The following is a 15,769-nucleotide window of genomic DNA, read 5'->3' on the forward strand; positions in this document are numbered from 1 at the left end:
GCCAATTATCTTAGCCAGCCTTCTTCGAGAGGCGAGGCCGACAGAATCGTGGCTCCGAGTGTCACCACCGAAGGGTATCGTGAATATGTCGCCGGGTGACGCGCTTGGCGCGTTTCTCGTCGGCGCGCCGGTCTCCTCGCCGCCCGGTGGGGACCGCGAGGCCGACATCGCTGTCCTCAAAGGGCGCTGCGGTCCGCCCAAAAGATGACACGGCGCTCCCTACCTCAGCGGAGGAGCCCGTTGCGCTCGAAGTCTTCCCAGCCGCGCAGGTTGGAGTGGACTGCCTCGCTTTGGCTGTCGTCGGTTGCGGCCGCGCCGCGGCTCTTTTGCGAGCGCTTGAGCGCCGCCTTTGCAGCGGCTCGGCGTCGGTTCTCGGCGGCTCTCGCAGCGTCTTCCTCGCGCCAGACCGCTACAAGGTCACGGTCGAGCACATCCTCGATCAGGCGCGGATCAAAAACGTGGAAGGTGATCTTCCTCGCGCGGCCACGCAGTTTCACCGTCCGCGTCCCGGCGCTCTGCAAGCGGCCGGCCTTGAGCCAGCGGTGACGCTCGCCCGCCGAGATCGTCAGAATGTCCTCGACCTCGCGAGGCATGACGGGCAGGTCTTCGATGTCCTGCATGGCTTTGGACACGATCGCCGATGCGGCCTCAACATTGGCATGGGAGCCCTCCGGCAGACGCAAGGTAAGCACCCGGGACTCGCTATGGAGCAGGCTTCTCAAGTCCGTCGGAAGGCGAGCGCGCATTTCAAGAAAAATGCCCCTCGCCCGCACCGACGATCCAAGCGTCGCCGCCGGGGATAGCGGCCACTCTGCAACCAGCCGTGCAGTCGAATCGATTTTTCTGCTCGCGGGCATCCCTTTAAGTAGGAGTCCTGCCCTGCGAACTCAACGCGAAGCGAGCCTGCACCGGTCTGCAGCAACCGCTGTTGCATCGGGCAGGATCGCCGGACAAGACGCTCGTTCGGCACTCTGGACAGCGGTGAAATGGAGCGAATTGCCAAATAGCGAGTTAGGCTGCCTAGACGGGAGAGACAACAATGAATCCCAAAGCCGCTCCAGAGGACCAGGGCTACGCCACTCCGACCACGCCGGCAGCGGAAGGGCTCGCCCCTGCCCTGGCGCGGAACATCGAGGCACTGGTCGAGAGGCGGAAGCGCGATGCCAAGGCAGCATCGCTGGAGCAGCGCGCGGCGGCGGCAATCAGCAGGTTTGCCGGCAGCATGATGTTCGTCTACATCCACCTCGTCTTCTTTGGCGCCTGGATCGGCCTAAATTTCGGGATCGTGAACTTTATCAAACCCTGGGATCCTTCTCTGGTTATTCTGGCCATGTTCGCCTCGGTCGAGGCGATCTTTCTCTCAACGTTCGTACTGATCAACCAGAACCGCATGGCCGCCCAGGATGATGCGCGGGCAGACCTCGATCTGCAGGTGAGCCTGCTCAACGAGCATGAGACGACCAAGCTCATCAAACTGGTCGAGGAGATCGCGAAGCGCCTGGATGTTCCGACGGAAGCAGACAATGAGTTGAAGGAGCTGAAGCGCGACGTGGCGCCTGAAGCGGTCTTGGACAAGATTAAGGAGGCAACGGGTCAAGCGACGGTCGACTGACCGATCCGTATCCACCGGACGCCAGCAGAAGCTGCTGATCTTGAGGCCTGTCGCGCACTCCATGCTCCCGCCGGGCGCCGCCATCATCCCGCCTGCGCAAATAGCTGGGAGACGCCCGAACGCCATTTGCCAGAGCTGGTTTATACCGCATGGGGAAGTCATGGCGGACGCGCTCGGACTGAGTGTGCCCCATCTCAATCGCGCAATTCAGCATTGCGTGTCGAACAGCTCATCACCAGCAACTCGCGCGTCCTACATCTGACTGACCTCGCGGGCCTGCAAGGACTCGCTCGGTACGAGCCGATGGCTCTTACCCCAATCCCAATTCTGAAGCATCAGATCGACGCCCCGAGCGCGTCATTGGGCGTGACTCACCAATGGATTTATTACAGCCGCACAGGCATACTATGGATCGGGCGCGCAGTGGTTGAAAATGATTGCGCCGCGTTATGTTATTTACAGGCTGCGCCGGTCCCTGTCGCTATCGTTTGTGGCGTTGGCATCCGGCTGGAAACGACTGCGAAAAAGGAGGCAGCTCTGGTCCCACAAGAACGGGACATCCTTTGCGTCATTGATTTTGCGATTTGAGACCGGCGACGGGCCCATCATTTGCCCGCTTGCCGAACAGGGAGGAAAGCAATGGACGGAGAATCGCGTTCCCAATCAAGGCGAAAGTTTCTGAAGACGAGTGGACTTGTCGCTGGGCTAACGGCGACGGCGGTCACCGCGCCCTGGGTTCGAAGGGCCGGAGCCGCAGACGCAATCACCTGGAAAATCCAAACCTCGTGGCCGGCGGGTGTCGGACTTGAAACCTTCCAAAACTGGTGTGGCACCATCAAGGAAAAAACCGGAGGCCAACTCGAATTTCAGCCGTTCAAGGCAAAGGATATCGTTGGTGACTTCGAACTCCTCGACGGGGTGAAGAACGGCGTTCTGGAAGCGATGAACTCGTTTTCACTTTATTGGGCCGGCAAGCTTCCCGCTACGGCGTTCCTGTCCTCTTACACGTTGGGGCTACGCTATCCGCACGAATGGGATATCTTTTTCTATTCAAAAGGTGGTCTGCAGGCCGCGCGCGACCTTTATGCGAAACAAGGCCTTTACTACGTCAACCGCATTCATCACGGCCCGAACATCATCCACTCAAAGACACCGATCCGCTCAATCGAGGATTTTAGGGATCTGAAACTGCGCGTACCGGGCGGCATGATCGCCGAAACCTTCGCGAAAGCCGGTGCCAAGACTACGTTGCTGCCGGGCGGCGAGGTGTTCTCCGCGCTGGAAAAGGGCACGATCGATGCCGCCGACTACACCGGTCCGGCCGTAAACTGGGCCCTCGGTTTCCAGCAGGTGACCAAGTACATCTCCATGGGTCCAGCCGGTCTGATGTCCGTATACCAGCCCGTCGACCTGATGGACTTTGCCGTCAACATGAATGTCTGGAACCAACTCCCGGACAACCTCAAGAAGTTCGTGGAAGACGAGATCCAAGTCTATTCCAATGCCCATTTCGGCTCGATCCAGAAGGCCGACATGGAGGCTTGGCAAAAATTCCTGGATGCCGGCATTGAAATCAATCGGCTTGGACCGGAGGACCTCCAGAAGTTCCAGGAAATCGCGGTGCCCATATGGTTCGAGTGGGCCAACAAGGACAAGGACGCAGCGCGCATCTTTAAGTTGCAGCTCGAGGTCATGGAGAACCCGACAGTCGGTTACGTCACTCCGGACATGTACCAGGGGCTGACCATCAACCTGTGAACCCTCTTCTCGCCCGTCCTGAGCCGGACGGGCGCTCGCTCCTGCAGCAGGCGTTCGCCGATGCCTTCCCTAACATTTGTGCTGCCGCACTGGCTCTACTGGTTAACCCTCGCGGTCTTTCCGCTGGCCGCCGTGCATTTTGTCCATCGAGAACGGGCACAGCGTGATCCCGGCCGTCCAAACCTGTTTCTTGCCTATCTGTTCCTGGTCACAGCCGGCTTCCTCGGCATGCACCGCTTCTATCTGAAGAGCAGGTGGGGATTCTTTTTTATCCCGTTCTTCATCGCGGTACTTTGGACAAGCACCCAGGTGCGCGATGGACGCGAGGCAGTTTCACTCGCGCGATCCCAGAGCGAGCACGCCGAGAGACTGTTGCCGCGTGCCAAGGCAGATACGGCAGCCAACAAGCAGGGGGCTGCCGATCGACTTGCAAAAGCTGAGGCTGAGGCCGCGGCGGCGCGCAACAATCTGACGGCGGCCGTTCACGGGCTCGAGTGGGACAGCAGCATCAGCCGGATTGCGGGACTTCTGCTCGGTCTCATTATTGTCGGCGACGCCCTTCTCATACCCGGTCTTGTGCGGCGCGCCCGCGCCCGTGAGACTGGGCGCGCCGCAACCCACCATGAGATCGTCGTCGATGTGCCCGCGACGCCCGTCAAACAGCCTCTTGCGCCATTTAGGCCGGTCGACTGGCTTGTAAGAGTGACAGGCGAGTTCGTCGCCTATTGGTCGGTCCTCGCGGTCATGGCGTACTATTACGAGGTGGTCGCCCGCTTCGTTTTCAACTCCCCTACCAACTGGGTGCACGAGAGCATGTTTCTGATGTTCGGCATGCAATACATGCTGGCTGGGGCCTATGCCTATCGCGATGAGACCCATGTCAGGGTCGACATCGTGTACAGCCACCTCTCCGAGCGTGGCCGGGCGATCTGCGATATCATCACCTCGGCATTCTTTTTCCTGTTCGTGGGTACAATGCTCGTTGCCGGCTGGCGTTTTGCCAGCGACGCGATGGCGGTGGGCGAGAGTTCTTTCACCGAGTGGGGTATTCAATATTGGCCGGTGAAGCTGGCGATTCCTGTTGGCGCCGCGCTGCTGCTGCTTCAAGGCGTGTCTCGCCTGATGCGTGACATCGCGACCGCAACAAGAAGGCTCCGCTAAGCCATGGGTCTCGAGCTTCCAATCCTGTGGCTGAGCATCCTCATGTTCGGCGGACTGGGCGTTCTTTTATTGCTCGGGCTGCCAATGGCCTTCTGCACGGGCAGCCTCGCCGTTCTCTTCCTCTTCTTATTCGGTAATGCGGCCATGCTGAACATGCTGCCGTCGCGGATTTTTCCCTTCATGACGGATTATCAGCTCTCGGCGGTGCCGCTTTTTATCTTCATGGCCGCGATCCTTCAGAAAGCGGGGATCATCGAGGAGCTGTTTGACGTCGTCTATAAATGGCTGGGTGGGCTGAAAGGCGGACTTGCCTCGGCCACCATAATCTCGTGCACCCTGCTCGCAGCAATGGTTGGGGTCGTCGGTGCGACGGAAGTGACAATGGGCATGATCGCTCTGCCAGCGATGCTCCGCCGCAACTACGACGCAAAGCTCGCCTGCGGTTCGCTGCTCGCCGGAGGAACGCTTGGCATCCTCATACCGCCTTCGGTGATGGCGATCGTCTACGCCGTCGTCGCGCAACAGTCGTTAGGCGAGCTTTTGATCGGGTCGGTATTCCCAGGGCTGCTGCTGTCTGGGATGTATGTCGTCTATGTCACGGCGCGCTGCTACGTCAACCCCAAGCTAGGCCCGGCTTTGCCGCCGAGCGAGCGCATCGGCTTTGGGGAGAAGCTGAGGCTTCTGCGCCGCACGTTCATGCCCATTCTGCTCATCCTGCTTGTGCTCGGAGTCATCTTCCTTGGCATAGCAACGCCTGTTGAAGCCGCCGGCATCGGCACATTCGGTGCTTTCATCGTCTGCGCCGCCCATCGCCGCCTGACTTGGGACACGATCCGGGAAGCCGGCGTGGCGACCCTCAAGGCGACTGCGATGGTGATGTGGATATTCTTCGGAGCCACCATGTTCGTCGGCTTCTTCATCCTGAAGGGCGGGCAGAGCTTCGTCGCCGAATCCATTCTCGGAACTGGATTCGCGCCTTACGGCATTCTTGTTCTGATGATGATCATCCTGTTCGTCCTGGGCATGTTTCTGGACTGGGTGGGCATTCTCCTTCTCACCGTACCGATATTTCTGCCCATCCTTAAGTCCCTCGAATTCGGCGGTACGTTCGGCTTAGCCGGTGTGGCTCCTGAAGACGTGCCGCTGTGGTATGGCGTCATTTTCATGGTCAACATGCAGATGGCGTTCCTGAGCCCACCGTTCGGCTATTCACTGTTTTACTTGAAGAGTGTCGCGCCACCGGAGATATCGATGGCGACGATCTTCCGATCCGCCGTTCCCTTCTTATGCCTGCAGGCGATCGGAGTAGGGTTGTGCATCGTGTTCCCCTCGATCGTTATTTGGCTGCCGAAGCTCATGTACGGAGGCGGTTGACCGCACACGTCTTTGGCGGCTCGACGCCGACGCAACAATCGAAGGTTCAGCGCTTCGGAGGCGCCGCTCGCCTGCAGAAGCTGCTGATCTTGAGGCCTGTCCGCGCACTCCATGCTCCTGCCGGGCGCCATCACCCCGCCCGCGCAAATAGCTGAGAGACGAGACATCCCGCTTTGGATTGCGTATCTTGACGTTCAGCTTTTCCTGGGCCTGCCGTCCGGTCGACTTGGCTTCTGGACAAACTGAAGAGCGACACAGTTGTACGGTCCCAATGTATGGGTGGTCAGCGGGGGTTTCGCCGGCTTCGTGTCCTCATCTGCAACGCAGAGCAGTTTAGCATCCCAGGATAGCGCGATATCGATCGGCACTGGGGTCAGGTTGGCCGCCAGCACGCGGATAGTTGTGCCGAGACGAAAGGCAATCGCTGCCACGCCTGGCCAATCACTCGAAATCCCATAGCGTTCGACGCCGGCGGCCTCAGCGATCTGGGCATGGACGGCTTGCAAAGGTCGTCGGGAGCCGTCCTCGTTCAAGAGCCCGAAGGGTCCAGTCGGTGCTGCCAATATGAATTGCTCGGCGGCGGTCTCAGCGGCCCGGGCCGCGATGCCGACGGCAAAGGCGGCACCGAACAATGCACGCTGACGCGGGTCGGTGCCGGCGGCGGGCACCCGGGTATTTCCGGGATTGGCTGCGACCGCCTCACCATAGGGATTGTGCCGCAAGCCGATCGTGCAAGGCCCAAGCCAGATCGGCTTTCCGGGACACAATTGCCGTGCTGTCTCCATGACTGCAGGATAAACGGTCAGGGTCTCCATGACCGACTGCTCATCGGCGGCATGCACGATGGCGCCGTTGCCGAAGAAGACGAAATCCGCATCGCCGGTCGGCGGGTTGCGGTTGAATTCGGTGAATAGGGAGGGCGTACCAGCCCCAATCGGACAAGCGAGACCGACAGCCCGCAATGCCTGCACGATCTCGTCAATCGGTCGCTCACCGTTCGGCAAATAGTTCGAGGGGCGTGTCTTGAATTCGCGCCGTGGTGAAACCAGAATGGCGCTCGGTTCGACGCCCGCCAAGCGAACCATAGCTGCAAGACCCTGGGCCTCGACCCCGGGGTGGATCGCATCAAAGATCGCCTCGACCGCCAGCCCGCCGCCAAGCGCGCTCGCAAGCTCGGCCGCCTTTTCCAGCACGCGTTGATCATGCCCGCGCGCGCTGTCGAAGCGCAGTATGATCTCCGGCACCGGGCCAAGCGAAGCCGCGCCGGCGATGGCTGCCGGCAGTTGGTCGGGATCGACGAACAGCGCTATCGACGACATCCGCCCGGCAGGTCCGCCAAGGGTCAGGGTTGCTGGACTGCTGATAGCCGGTCCAGGCGCCGATGTCTCGGCGCGCACGGAAACCGTGACGCGCTGTATGTCCTTCACACCTTTGCCGATGACATAAGGTCGGGGCTTTGAGAGCGGCCGCACATAAGTCTTGAACGAGGCGCGTCCGTCCAGTTGCGCTGGTCCTCCATCTCGAAGGCATCGCCTTCCATGGCGACGGCGCAGACCAGGCCGGGTGCTGGCTCGTGCGTCAGCGCTGAAATGTCGAAGGCAGGCTGGTCCGGGCTGATCAATTTGGGAAATGTCGTCTCCTCGATGCTTCCGTCGCTATGCCGGATGGTCAGCCTTTTGCCCGCCGCCTCTGAAGGATGAAGCACCACGAAACCGGTGCGGTTGGTGGGAAAATCGGTGAGCGCCACGCCATCCGCTTGCAAGCTCAGCTCGCCCGAAGCGTCGCCACGAATCTTCATGCGATAGGCGAAACGTCCCTGCGGGCCGGCGCAGAGTCCGTCATAGCGAAGCTCGAACGACGTGCCGTCCTCGGAAATGCGCATGTTGGACAGTTCGGCCTTGTAAGTCCCCCAGGACGCATCGCGCGCAAGATAGTTGATCGCCCGCACCACCTCCACGCCGGCAAAACAGATCGTCCGCAGATTGCCGTCCTCGAGAACGGCGGTCAGCGGTCCGGCGGCAAGAAGCCTCCGTTGCGGAAGCGGCTCGTCGGTGCCGTAAAGCGCAAGGAGATCTTGAAGTCTGTAAACTCCGCCCTATGGAAACCGATCCGGACTCGTCCGCACGCAAAGCTCCCCCGGCTGTTCGCTGGGCGGACCTGGCCGACCTCATCCTCATCATTGCCCGTGAGATTCAGTTTCGCGGTTACAGGGACGAGAAAGCGCTGTCGCTGTCGCAATCGGAGGGCATGGTGATGCGCCACCTGGTTGCGCACGCTTCCGCAACGCCCAGCCAGATCGCGACGGCGACCGGGCTGCAGCGCACCAATGTTTCCACCGTGCTGCGCGACCTGGAAGGCAAGGGGCTGATCGAGCGCCATGTCGACCCGCAAGATCGCCGGGGCGTCAGCGTCCACCGCACCCGGCGGGGCGCCCACAATTACGCCCTGGTGCGCAAGGAGTGGGCAACTGCCGTATCCGAGGCCGCCGGCGGCGACACACGCAAGCTCAATGCCGCGCTTGAGCTTCTCAGATCCATCGAAGCCGGCCTGACCGCAACGCGACCCATAGACAGCGACGGTCCGGGGCGAGTTTCCGCCCGCCGCCGGAACGTCTAGTGCCGAACAGCGCGAGAGAGAAGCAATCTCGACCGCAACTCGGTAGCGGCCAGCCCTGTATCTCGTAAGGCTGCCGGCCGTCAGGACATCTTCAACGAGGCGCACTCCCTTAGCAACATGCTCAGGTAATACCCCCCGACCTATGCAATCCAGGAGCGCCTCACGAAGTCGAATTCGGGTCTCAGTGGTCGTGCGCACCATGCTCCTGCAGCGAAAGCCCAAAAGTCCGCACCAGGTCGCTGACCTGCTCCGGTGACAGATAGCGGGGGTTGAGGCCGCGCAGAAGCAGATAGAGCTTTGCCGTTTCCTCCAGCTCTTCGGTAGCGAATACCGCCGCCTCAAGCGTCTCGCCCGCGACAACGGGACCATGGTTGGCGAGCAGCACCGAAGAGTAGCGTCCAGCGAGCCCTTTGATTGCATCGGCTACCGCAGGGTCTCCGGGACGGAAATATGGCACCAAAGCCGTCTGTCCGGCGCGCATGAGATAGTACGGCGTCATTGGCGGCAGGACCGACTTGGGATCGATCTCGGGAAGCATGGTGACGGCCACCGCATGGGTTGAGTGCAGGTGCACAATCGCACGCGCTGCTGCCCGCGTCTCGTAGAGGGCGGTATGCAGGGGGATTTCCTTGGTCGGCGCATCGCCCGCGACGAGCCGCCCTTGCGCATCGAGCCTGGCAAGGCGAGCCGGATCGAGAAAGCCCAGCGATGCGTTGGTCGGCGTCACAAGCCAGCCGCCGTCATCGAGCCGCAGACTGATATTGCCCGATGATCCCGGTGTCAGCCCGCGCTCGAATAGGGAACGGCCGAAGCGGCATATCTCTTCGCGAAGTTTGGCCTCGCTCATGTTGTGGCTCCCTCGATCAGTTCGAACCCGAGATCGATCTTCGTCGGCGGCCCGTCGGAGCAGACCAGCCGGGCGCCGGTCTCTCCGACCGCGACGCGTGGCGTCCGGATGGTGGAAAGCGGTTGCGGCGCCGCGCGGGCGACGTCCAGGCCGTTATAGCCGAAAATCGCCAACCGGCCGGGGATGGCGATGCCGCGGGCAAGGCAATGGAAATAACCGCCAATCGCCATGTCGTCGTTAGAGAAATAGACGGCATCGAGATCGGGGGCGCGCCCGAGCAGCCGGCCGAGACCGTCGCGCCCGGCCTCAATCGACGAAGATGAGGGAATGATTTCTTCCGCGGCGACTTCAAGGCCTGCCTCTGCGAGCGCCGAGCGAAATCCGGCCAAGCGTTTGGCGGCGCGCAGATCGCGGCTGAGATCGTGGCCCACATAGCCGATGCGCCGATAGCCGCGCGAGACCAGATGACGCGCGCTCGCGCCTCCCGCCTCGCGGTTGGAATAACCGACGACGATGTCGATGCCATCGCCATCGGAATCGAGCAGTTCGGCGACCCTGATGCGGGCGTGCCTGAGCATGGCCACGGTACGCTCGGTGTGTTCCAGACCGGCCACCATCATACCCGCCGGACGCCAGCTAAGCAGCGACTCGATGAGAGTTTCCTCGCGGCCCTGTTCGTAGTCCGTGACCGCGACGACAGGCTGGAATCCGGAGCCCACCAGCACCGTGTTGGCGCCGCGCAGCATGTCCGGAAAGACGATGTTGCTGAGCGACGGGATCACGATCCCGACCAGCTTGGAGCCGGTCGAGGCCAGCGTGCCGGCGATGCGGTTCGGCACATAGCCGAGGCTTCTCGCGGCATTGAGGACGCTCTCGCGTGTCTTGGCCGAAAATGAACCGTGCCCGCGCAACACGCGCGAGGCGGTGCTCTCGCCGACGCCGGCCGCGCGTGCGACATCGGTAAGGGTCGTCGTCCCCGTCGGCGTGCCGTCGGCCACTTTCGATCTCCCCGATGGAGCGCGACGTCGCACTGGACCGTCCTCGCCTCCGTCCATCCTCTTTTGCCATGTCGCGGCAACCTTTTCAAACGATTGTTGGCAGCGCTGCCACCTTTTCGTTGGCAGCGCTGCCAATCCATGTTACCCAGTTACGCAAGCGCTGCCAAAGCCGCTATCGGAGGGCGCGCTGACACCCCATTCACAGTCAAGGGAGGAACCAATGACCGTGCTTACACCTGCGCTACCGGCGCAAGCCGTAGCTGAAATCGAAACGAGGAGAACCGCCTACAGCAAGGTCTTCTGGCGCATCGTGCCGTTCCTGATGCTGTGCTACGTCGTTGCCTATCTCGACCGCGTCAACATCGGCTTCGCCAAGCTGCAGATGTCGGCCGACCTCGGCTTCAGCGAGACCGTCTACGGCCTCGGCGCCGGCATCTTCTTCATCGGCTATTTTCTCTTCGAGGTGCCAAGCAACGTCATTCTTCACAAGGTCGGCGCGCGCATGTGGATCGCGCGCATCATGATCACCTGGGGTTTGATCTCAGCTGGCTTCATGTTCGTCACGTCCGCGCCGACATTCTACCTGTTGCGCTTTCTGCTGGGCGTCGCCGAGGATCATCCTTTTCCTCACCTACTGGTATCCCTCGCACCGCCGGGCCAAGATCATCGCGGTGTTCATGTCCGCGATCCCGGTCTCGGGCATATTGGGCAATCCTCTTTCCGGCTGGATCATGGATTCGTTCGATGGCGCCCACGGCCTCGCCGGATGGCAATGGATGTTTCTTATCGAGGCGGTTCCAGCCGTCCTGCTCGGCATCGCTGTCTTGTTCTTCCTCGACAACGGCATTCGTCAAGCCAAGTGGCTGAGCGAAACGGAAAAGCAGACCCTGGAAGAGGAGATCGCACGCGAGGAGCGTCACAAGGAGAGTGGGCATTCGGTAGCCGGTATCTTCCGCGATCGCCGAGTTTGGCTGATGTGCCTGATCTACTTCACCTTCGTGATGGGCCAGTACGGGCTGACTTTCTGGATGCCGACGCTGGTCAAGGCGACCGGCATCACCGGAAACTTCAATATCGGACTGATTAGCGCGATCCCCTTCATCTGTGCCGTCGTGGTCATGAATCTGTTCGGACGCAGCGCTGACAGGCATCGCGAGCGCCGTTGGCACCTGGTCGTTCCGGCACTGCTCGGGGCCGTCGGTTTCGTCGTCGCGGCCGCCAGCTTGAATCTGACGATCGCCATCGCCTTCCTGTCCGTTGCAGCGGCCGGAGCGATCACCTGTGCGCCGCTGTTCTGGTCGCTGCCGACGTCATTTCTCGCCGGGACAGGTGCCGCGGCAGGCATTGCGCTCATCAATTCGGTCGGCAATCTGGCCGGCTTTGTTAGCCCGTATCTCGTCGGCTACCTGAAGGATTTGACCGGCGCAACGCAGGTCGGCATGTATGCGCTCGCCGCAATCCTGGTGCTCGGCGCGGTCCTGGTGCTGACGACGCCACCCAAGCTGGTCAATCGCTAAACCGGATTGCGTTTCGAATAAGGATCTCCGTGATGACCGTTTATGATCGAAGCAAGGAAAACCCCGCCGGAGCAAGGACGAACCGGGCCGCCCTGATCGGCATCGGTTCCATGGGACTTGGCATGGCCATGTCGCTCAGGCGGGCCGGGTTTGAAGTGGCTGGCTTCGACGTGGACGCCGCGGCCATCGCCCGGCTCGTCGACGCGGGCGGCCGAGGCGCGGCAAGCCCCGCCGAGGCCGCTGAAGGTGCCGACGTCGTCGTGTCGGTGGTCGTCAACGCCGCGCAAACGGAGGCCATCCTGTTCGGTACGAACGGCGTCGCCGAAACCATGGCCGAGGGCGCGGTTTTCGTCTCCTCGGCCACGATCGATCCCGATGCGGTGCGCCGCCTTGCCACGCCGCTCGAAGCGACGGGACGGCTCTATCTCGACGCGCCGATCAGCGGCGGGTCGGTGCGCGCCGCCGAGGGTGCGCTCACCATTCTGGCCTCCGGCAGCCCTGCCGCCTTCGCCAGAGCGCGGCCGGCACTGGATGCAATAGCCGCCAACGTCTATGAACTCGGTGACGAGCCGGGCGTTGGTGCAGCCTTCAAGATGATCAACCAGTTGCTTGCTGGCGTGCATATCGCGGCGGCCAGCGAAGCCATCGCATTTGCCGCCCGGCAAGGGCTGGACATCCGCAAGGTCTACGAGGTGATAACTGCCTCCGCAGGCAATTCGTGGATGTTCGAGAACCGGGTGCCGCACGTGCTGGACGGCGACTACACACCGCGCAGCGCGGTCGACATCTTCGTCAAGGACCTCGGCATCATTCAGGATATGGCCCGCAGCGCCAAATTCCCGGTGCCGGTGGCCGCAGCCGCGCTACAGATGTTCCTGGCGACCTCGGCGGCTGGAATGGGCCGGGACGACGACGCATCCGTCGCCCGGCTCTACGCAAAGATCACCGGCACCGAACTGCCTACAACCCGCAAACCTAGCCAACCGGCCTGACATCGGCCTGAGGAAGACTGGATCGCCCATGCCCCGCTTTGCCGCCAACCTGACAATGATGTTCAGCGAGTGGCCGTTCCTGGATCGGTTCCAGGCGGCCGCCGATGCCGGCTTCCGTGCGGTCGAATTCCTGTTTCCTTACGAGCACACGCCCGAGGCGATCGGCGAGCGCCTTCGCAGATACGGTTTGACCCAGGCTCTGTTCAATTTGCCGCCTGGCGATTGGGCCGCCGGCGAGCGAGGATTGGCCGCCTTGCCCGATCGATTTGCCGAGCTCCAGGCCGCCGTGGCATTTGCCCTTCCCTACGCGGAGGCCACGGGCGTGAAGCGTCTGCATTTGATGTCGGGGCTCGCCGCTCGCGAGGACAGGGCGGCCGTGGATACCTATCGCAAAGCGATCATCTGGACCGCCGGCAAGCTTGCCGATCGCGGCATCGACCTGGTGATCGAACCAATCAATGGCCGCGACATGCCGGGCTATTTCCTCAATGACTTCGACTTTGCCGAGCAGCTCATCGGCGAACTGGCCCTGCCCAATCTCAAGCTGCAGTTCGATGTCTACCACCGCCAGATCCTGCACGGCGATGTCGTCATGGCGTTGCGCCGGCTGCTGCCGATCATTGGCCATGTCCAGATCGCAAGCGTGCCCTCCCGCCATGAGCCGACTTCGGAAGAGCTCAACGACCGGTTCATCTTCGCGGAACTGGACGGGCTGGGCTATGATGGTTTCGTCGGTTGCGAATATCGGCCCGGCGGCAAGACACTTGAGGGGCTCGGCTGGTTCGCCCCCTTTGCCAGCGGGCCCCTCCCCCAGGCCGGCATCGGAGTTTCGCCATGAGCCTCGCCCTCGGCGCAATTGCGGACGACTACACAGGCGCGTCCGACCTGGCCAACACGCTCGCCAAGGAAGGTCTTCGCACGGTTCAAACCATCGGCATTCCGGCCGCTGGTCTCGATCTCCCCGAGGTCGACGCGGTTGTCGTCTCCCTCAAGATCCGTTCGGTTGCCGCCGCGCAGGCGGTGGAGCGCGCCCGCGCGGCCGACCAATGGCTGCGCGCCCGCGGGGCAGCGCATGTGATGTACAAGATCTGCTCGACCTTCGATTCCACCGATGCCGGCAATATCGGCCCGGTGCTGGACGCCTTGCGTCACGACGTGGATGAGAAATCGGTTTTGGTGACGCCGGCCTTTCCGGAAACCGGCCGAACCGTCTACCAGGGGAATCTTTTCGTCGGCGCGGTGCCGCTCAACGAGAGTCCGCTCAAGGATCACCCGCTCAATCCCATGCGCGATGCCAATCTGGTGCGCGTACTCGCCCGGCAGAGCATGGCAGCGGTCGGGTCGGTCGACCTCGCGACGGTCGCGCGCGGCGCAGACGCGATCCGCGCGCGCAACGCGGCGCTTTCCCAAGATGGAGCCGGAGCGGCAATCGCCGACGCCGTCTTTGAGAGCGATCTTGAAGCGATCGGCGCGGCAGCCTTGGCACAACGCCTGTCGGTCGGAGCGTCCGGCCTGGGACTGGGTCTCGCCCGCGGCCTGGTCGCCGCCGGCACCGCGCGGCGCCATCAACGGACGGTGCTGCGGGACCGGCCGGTCGGGGGGCCTGCGGCGTGCCTCGCCGGCAGCTGTTCGCGGGCGACACTGACGCAGATTGCCCGCGCCGAAGAGACGATGCCGGTGCTGAGGCTCGATCCGGAAAGGCTGATGAGCGGAGTGGCAGAGACGCACCGTGCGCTCGCCTGGGCCGCCGCCCGCTTGGCCGATGGCCCCGTCCTCATCGCCAGCAGCGGATCGCCCGAGGTGGTTTCGGCGCTGCAGGCGCGGCATGGACGCGACGCTGCCGGTCATGCGATCGAGCAGTCGTTGGCGACCATCGCCGAAGGTCTGGTCGAACTCGGCGTGCGCAGGTTGGTCGTGGCGGGCGGCGAGACGTCCGGCGCCGTCGTGGACCAGCTTGCCATTCCCGCCTTCGAGTTGGGCCCCGAAATCGCCGCGGGTGTCCCAGCGCTGCGTGCACTCGGCAGCCCGCACGGCGAGCTGCTGCTTGCCCTGAAATCAGGCAATTTCGGCGGCGACCGTTTCTTCGCCGACGCCTTGGCCGTTTTGGCATGAGACGGAGTCTTGGCTGTACAAGAATAACTGAGAAGGTCGCGCCAGGGTCGAATGCAGCGATGGATTGCGAAGAGGCCGCTCCTTTTTGGGTCGAAGAAGGTGACGGTCAATCTCGTTAGCACCGATCGCCGCCAGCGGCGCGCCGGGCCGCCGCAGTGGTGCCCTCGAGCGGCAATTCGCCCCTTCATAAATTCGTAGATGAAACAGGGGGGCTTTGTGTAATGCCACTCTCTGGAAAAGGATGGAAAATGTCCAAGATCCCCGGCAAGACCGAAACGATCGAAAACGCGGAATCCGCTACTTACGAGCCGTACAAGGTTACCGAGCAGGTTCGCGCTGTCGCCGAACAGGGCATTGAGCAGGCGAAGGAAGCATTTTCCAAATTGGAATCGAACGCCGAGACGACTCAAAAGGCTTTTGAGTCGACCCTTGAGGTGGCCAAGACCACCCGCAACGAGGTGTCGCTGAAGACGATTGCAGCTCTGCGAGCCAATGCCGAAGCCGGCTTCGCTCACCTGGAAGCACTGGTTGCCGTGAAGTCGCCGTCCGAGTTCTTCGAGCTGCAGGCCGCTTTCGTGAACAAACAGATCGACACTTCCGTCGAGCAGGCCAAGACCCTGCAGGCGGTGATGTTGAGAGCCACCGAAGACGTATCCATGCCGATCAAGGATGCCTTCGAAAAGGCCTTGAAGAACCTCAAGGCCGCTTGACTGCTCAGGCAATCCGAGACCGGAGGTCGCCGACCTCCTCTGCTCGTTACGACATCAAGACCGGCACCTTCG

The 15,769-nt window shown here is 62.2% G+C and carries 14 protein-coding genes and 1 pseudogene; 10 read left to right on the top strand and 5 right to left on the bottom strand.

What is annotated here, in order from left to right; genetic code table 11:
• Nucleotides 1-224: 224 nt before the first annotated feature.
• Entirely contained in the window at nucleotides 225-857 is a 633-nt protein-coding gene (locus EOD29_RS03210) for a hypothetical protein (protein WP_095826171.1), read from the bottom strand.
• Nucleotides 858-1,039: 182 nt separating this feature from the next.
• Between EOD29_RS03210 and EOD29_RS03215 the strand changes: the two genes are divergently transcribed.
• The 4 genes from EOD29_RS03215 (at nucleotide 1,040) to EOD29_RS03230 (ending at nucleotide 5,905) form a co-directional block, all read left to right on the top strand.
• Complete coding sequence (locus tag EOD29_RS03215) at nucleotides 1,040-1,612, top strand: DUF1003 domain-containing protein (protein WP_095827618.1); 573 nt, start codon at nucleotides 1,040-1,042, stop codon at nucleotides 1,610-1,612.
• A gap of 639 nt (nucleotides 1,613-2,251) precedes the next feature.
• Entirely contained in the window at nucleotides 2,252-3,370 is a 1,119-nt protein-coding gene (dctP, locus tag EOD29_RS03220) for a TRAP transporter substrate-binding protein DctP (RefSeq protein ID WP_067320507.1), read from the top strand.
• Nucleotides 3,371-3,430: 60 nt separating this feature from the next.
• Complete coding sequence (locus EOD29_RS03225; RefSeq protein WP_095827620.1) at nucleotides 3,431-4,531, top strand: TRAP transporter small permease subunit; 1,101 nt, start codon at nucleotides 3,431-3,433, stop codon at nucleotides 4,529-4,531.
• Nucleotides 4,532-4,534: 3 nt separating this feature from the next.
• Nucleotides 4,535-5,905, top strand: a complete 1,371-nt coding sequence (locus EOD29_RS03230; protein ID WP_127245908.1) for a TRAP transporter large permease subunit — start codon at nucleotides 4,535-4,537, stop codon at nucleotides 5,903-5,905.
• Between the two features lie 194 nt (nucleotides 5,906-6,099).
• Here the strand turns inward: EOD29_RS03230 and EOD29_RS03235 are convergent, their stop codons facing one another.
• Both EOD29_RS03235 and EOD29_RS03240 read right to left on the bottom strand, forming a co-directional pair.
• Nucleotides 6,100-7,332: a hypothetical protein gene (locus EOD29_RS03235; RefSeq protein WP_127245909.1), complete on the bottom strand. Its 1,233-nt coding sequence runs from the start codon at nucleotides 7,330-7,332 to the stop codon at nucleotides 6,100-6,102.
• Nucleotides 7,329-7,853: a hypothetical protein gene (locus EOD29_RS03240; RefSeq protein ID WP_127245910.1), complete on the bottom strand. Its 525-nt coding sequence runs from the start codon at nucleotides 7,851-7,853 to the stop codon at nucleotides 7,329-7,331. Before EOD29_RS03240 ends, EOD29_RS03235 begins: the two co-directional genes overlap by 4 nt.
• A gap of 149 nt (nucleotides 7,854-8,002) precedes the next feature.
• Here EOD29_RS03240 and EOD29_RS03245 point away from each other — a divergent pair, with 149 nt between their 5' ends.
• Nucleotides 8,003-8,521, top strand: coding sequence for a MarR family transcriptional regulator (locus EOD29_RS03245; protein WP_127245911.1), 519 nt, complete (start codon nucleotides 8,003-8,005; stop codon nucleotides 8,519-8,521).
• 181 nt (nucleotides 8,522-8,702) lie between these two features.
• Here the strand turns inward: EOD29_RS03245 and EOD29_RS03250 are convergent, their stop codons facing one another.
• Both EOD29_RS03250 and EOD29_RS03255 read right to left on the bottom strand, forming a co-directional pair.
• Nucleotides 8,703-9,368, bottom strand: a complete 666-nt coding sequence (locus EOD29_RS03250) for an aldolase (protein ID WP_095826166.1) — start codon at nucleotides 9,366-9,368, stop codon at nucleotides 8,703-8,705.
• Nucleotides 9,365-10,366, bottom strand: coding sequence for a LacI family DNA-binding transcriptional regulator (locus tag EOD29_RS03255; RefSeq protein ID WP_245475204.1), 1,002 nt, complete (start codon nucleotides 10,364-10,366; stop codon nucleotides 9,365-9,367). Before EOD29_RS03255 ends, EOD29_RS03250 begins: the two co-directional genes overlap by 4 nt.
• 220 nt (nucleotides 10,367-10,586) lie before the next feature.
• On the opposite strand from EOD29_RS03255, the pseudogene EOD29_RS03260 reads away from it, so the two are divergent.
• From EOD29_RS03260 to EOD29_RS03280, 5 genes and pseudogenes are all read left to right on the top strand, one after another.
• Nucleotides 10,587-11,883 (top strand): annotated as a pseudogene (locus EOD29_RS03260) (MFS transporter).
• A 32-nt stretch (nucleotides 11,884-11,915) separates the two neighbouring features.
• The gene (gene ltnD, locus EOD29_RS03265; protein WP_067320485.1) at nucleotides 11,916-12,875 is read left to right on the top strand and encodes an L-threonate dehydrogenase; all 960 of its coding nucleotides are present in this window, start codon (nucleotides 11,916-11,918) and stop codon (nucleotides 12,873-12,875) included.
• Between the two features lie 28 nt (nucleotides 12,876-12,903).
• Nucleotides 12,904-13,713: a 2-oxo-tetronate isomerase gene (gene otnI / locus EOD29_RS03270; RefSeq protein WP_127245913.1), complete on the top strand. Its 810-nt coding sequence runs from the start codon at nucleotides 12,904-12,906 to the stop codon at nucleotides 13,711-13,713.
• Nucleotides 13,710-14,987, top strand: coding sequence for a 3-oxo-tetronate kinase (gene otnK, locus EOD29_RS03275; RefSeq protein WP_127245914.1), 1,278 nt, complete (start codon nucleotides 13,710-13,712; stop codon nucleotides 14,985-14,987). The genes otnI and otnK overlap by 4 nt, the downstream gene beginning before the upstream one ends.
• A gap of 248 nt (nucleotides 14,988-15,235) precedes the next feature.
• The gene (locus tag EOD29_RS03280; protein ID WP_127246140.1) at nucleotides 15,236-15,697 is read left to right on the top strand and encodes a phasin; all 462 of its coding nucleotides are present in this window, start codon (nucleotides 15,236-15,238) and stop codon (nucleotides 15,695-15,697) included.
• Nucleotides 15,698-15,769 lie beyond the last annotated feature (72 nt).

It is taken from the genome of Mesorhizobium sp. M1A.T.Ca.IN.004.03.1.1, from assembly GCF_003997555.1.
Lineage (GTDB): Bacteria > Pseudomonadota > Alphaproteobacteria > Rhizobiales > Rhizobiaceae > Mesorhizobium.

Bases quoted from the DNA above. Each gene is read 5' to 3' on its own strand.
- dctP (WP_067320507.1), top strand. From the start codon at position 2,252: ATGGACGGAGAATCGCGTTCCCAATCAAGGCGAAAGTTTCTGAAGACG.
- EOD29_RS03245 (WP_127245911.1), top strand. From the start codon at position 8,003: ATGGAAACCGATCCGGACTCGTCCGCACGCAAAGCTCCCCCGGCTGTT.
- otnI (WP_127245913.1), top strand. From the start codon at position 12,904: ATGCCCCGCTTTGCCGCCAACCTGACAATGATGTTCAGCGAGTGGCCG.
- EOD29_RS03280 (WP_127246140.1), top strand. From the start codon at position 15,236: ATGTCCAAGATCCCCGGCAAGACCGAAACGATCGAAAACGCGGAATCC.
- EOD29_RS03250 (WP_095826166.1), bottom strand. From the start codon at position 9,368: ATGAGCGAGGCCAAACTTCGCGAAGAGATATGCCGCTTCGGCCGTTCC.
- EOD29_RS03210 (WP_095826171.1), bottom strand. From the start codon at position 857: ATGCCCGCGAGCAGAAAAATCGATTCGACTGCACGGCTGGTTGCAGAG.
- EOD29_RS03225 (WP_095827620.1), top strand. From the start codon at position 3,431: ATGCCTTCCCTAACATTTGTGCTGCCGCACTGGCTCTACTGGTTAACC.
- EOD29_RS03230 (WP_127245908.1), top strand. From the start codon at position 4,535: ATGGGTCTCGAGCTTCCAATCCTGTGGCTGAGCATCCTCATGTTCGGC.
- ltnD (WP_067320485.1), top strand. From the start codon at position 11,916: ATGACCGTTTATGATCGAAGCAAGGAAAACCCCGCCGGAGCAAGGACG.
- otnK (WP_127245914.1), top strand. From the start codon at position 13,710: ATGAGCCTCGCCCTCGGCGCAATTGCGGACGACTACACAGGCGCGTCC.
- EOD29_RS03215 (WP_095827618.1), top strand. From the start codon at position 1,040: ATGAATCCCAAAGCCGCTCCAGAGGACCAGGGCTACGCCACTCCGACC.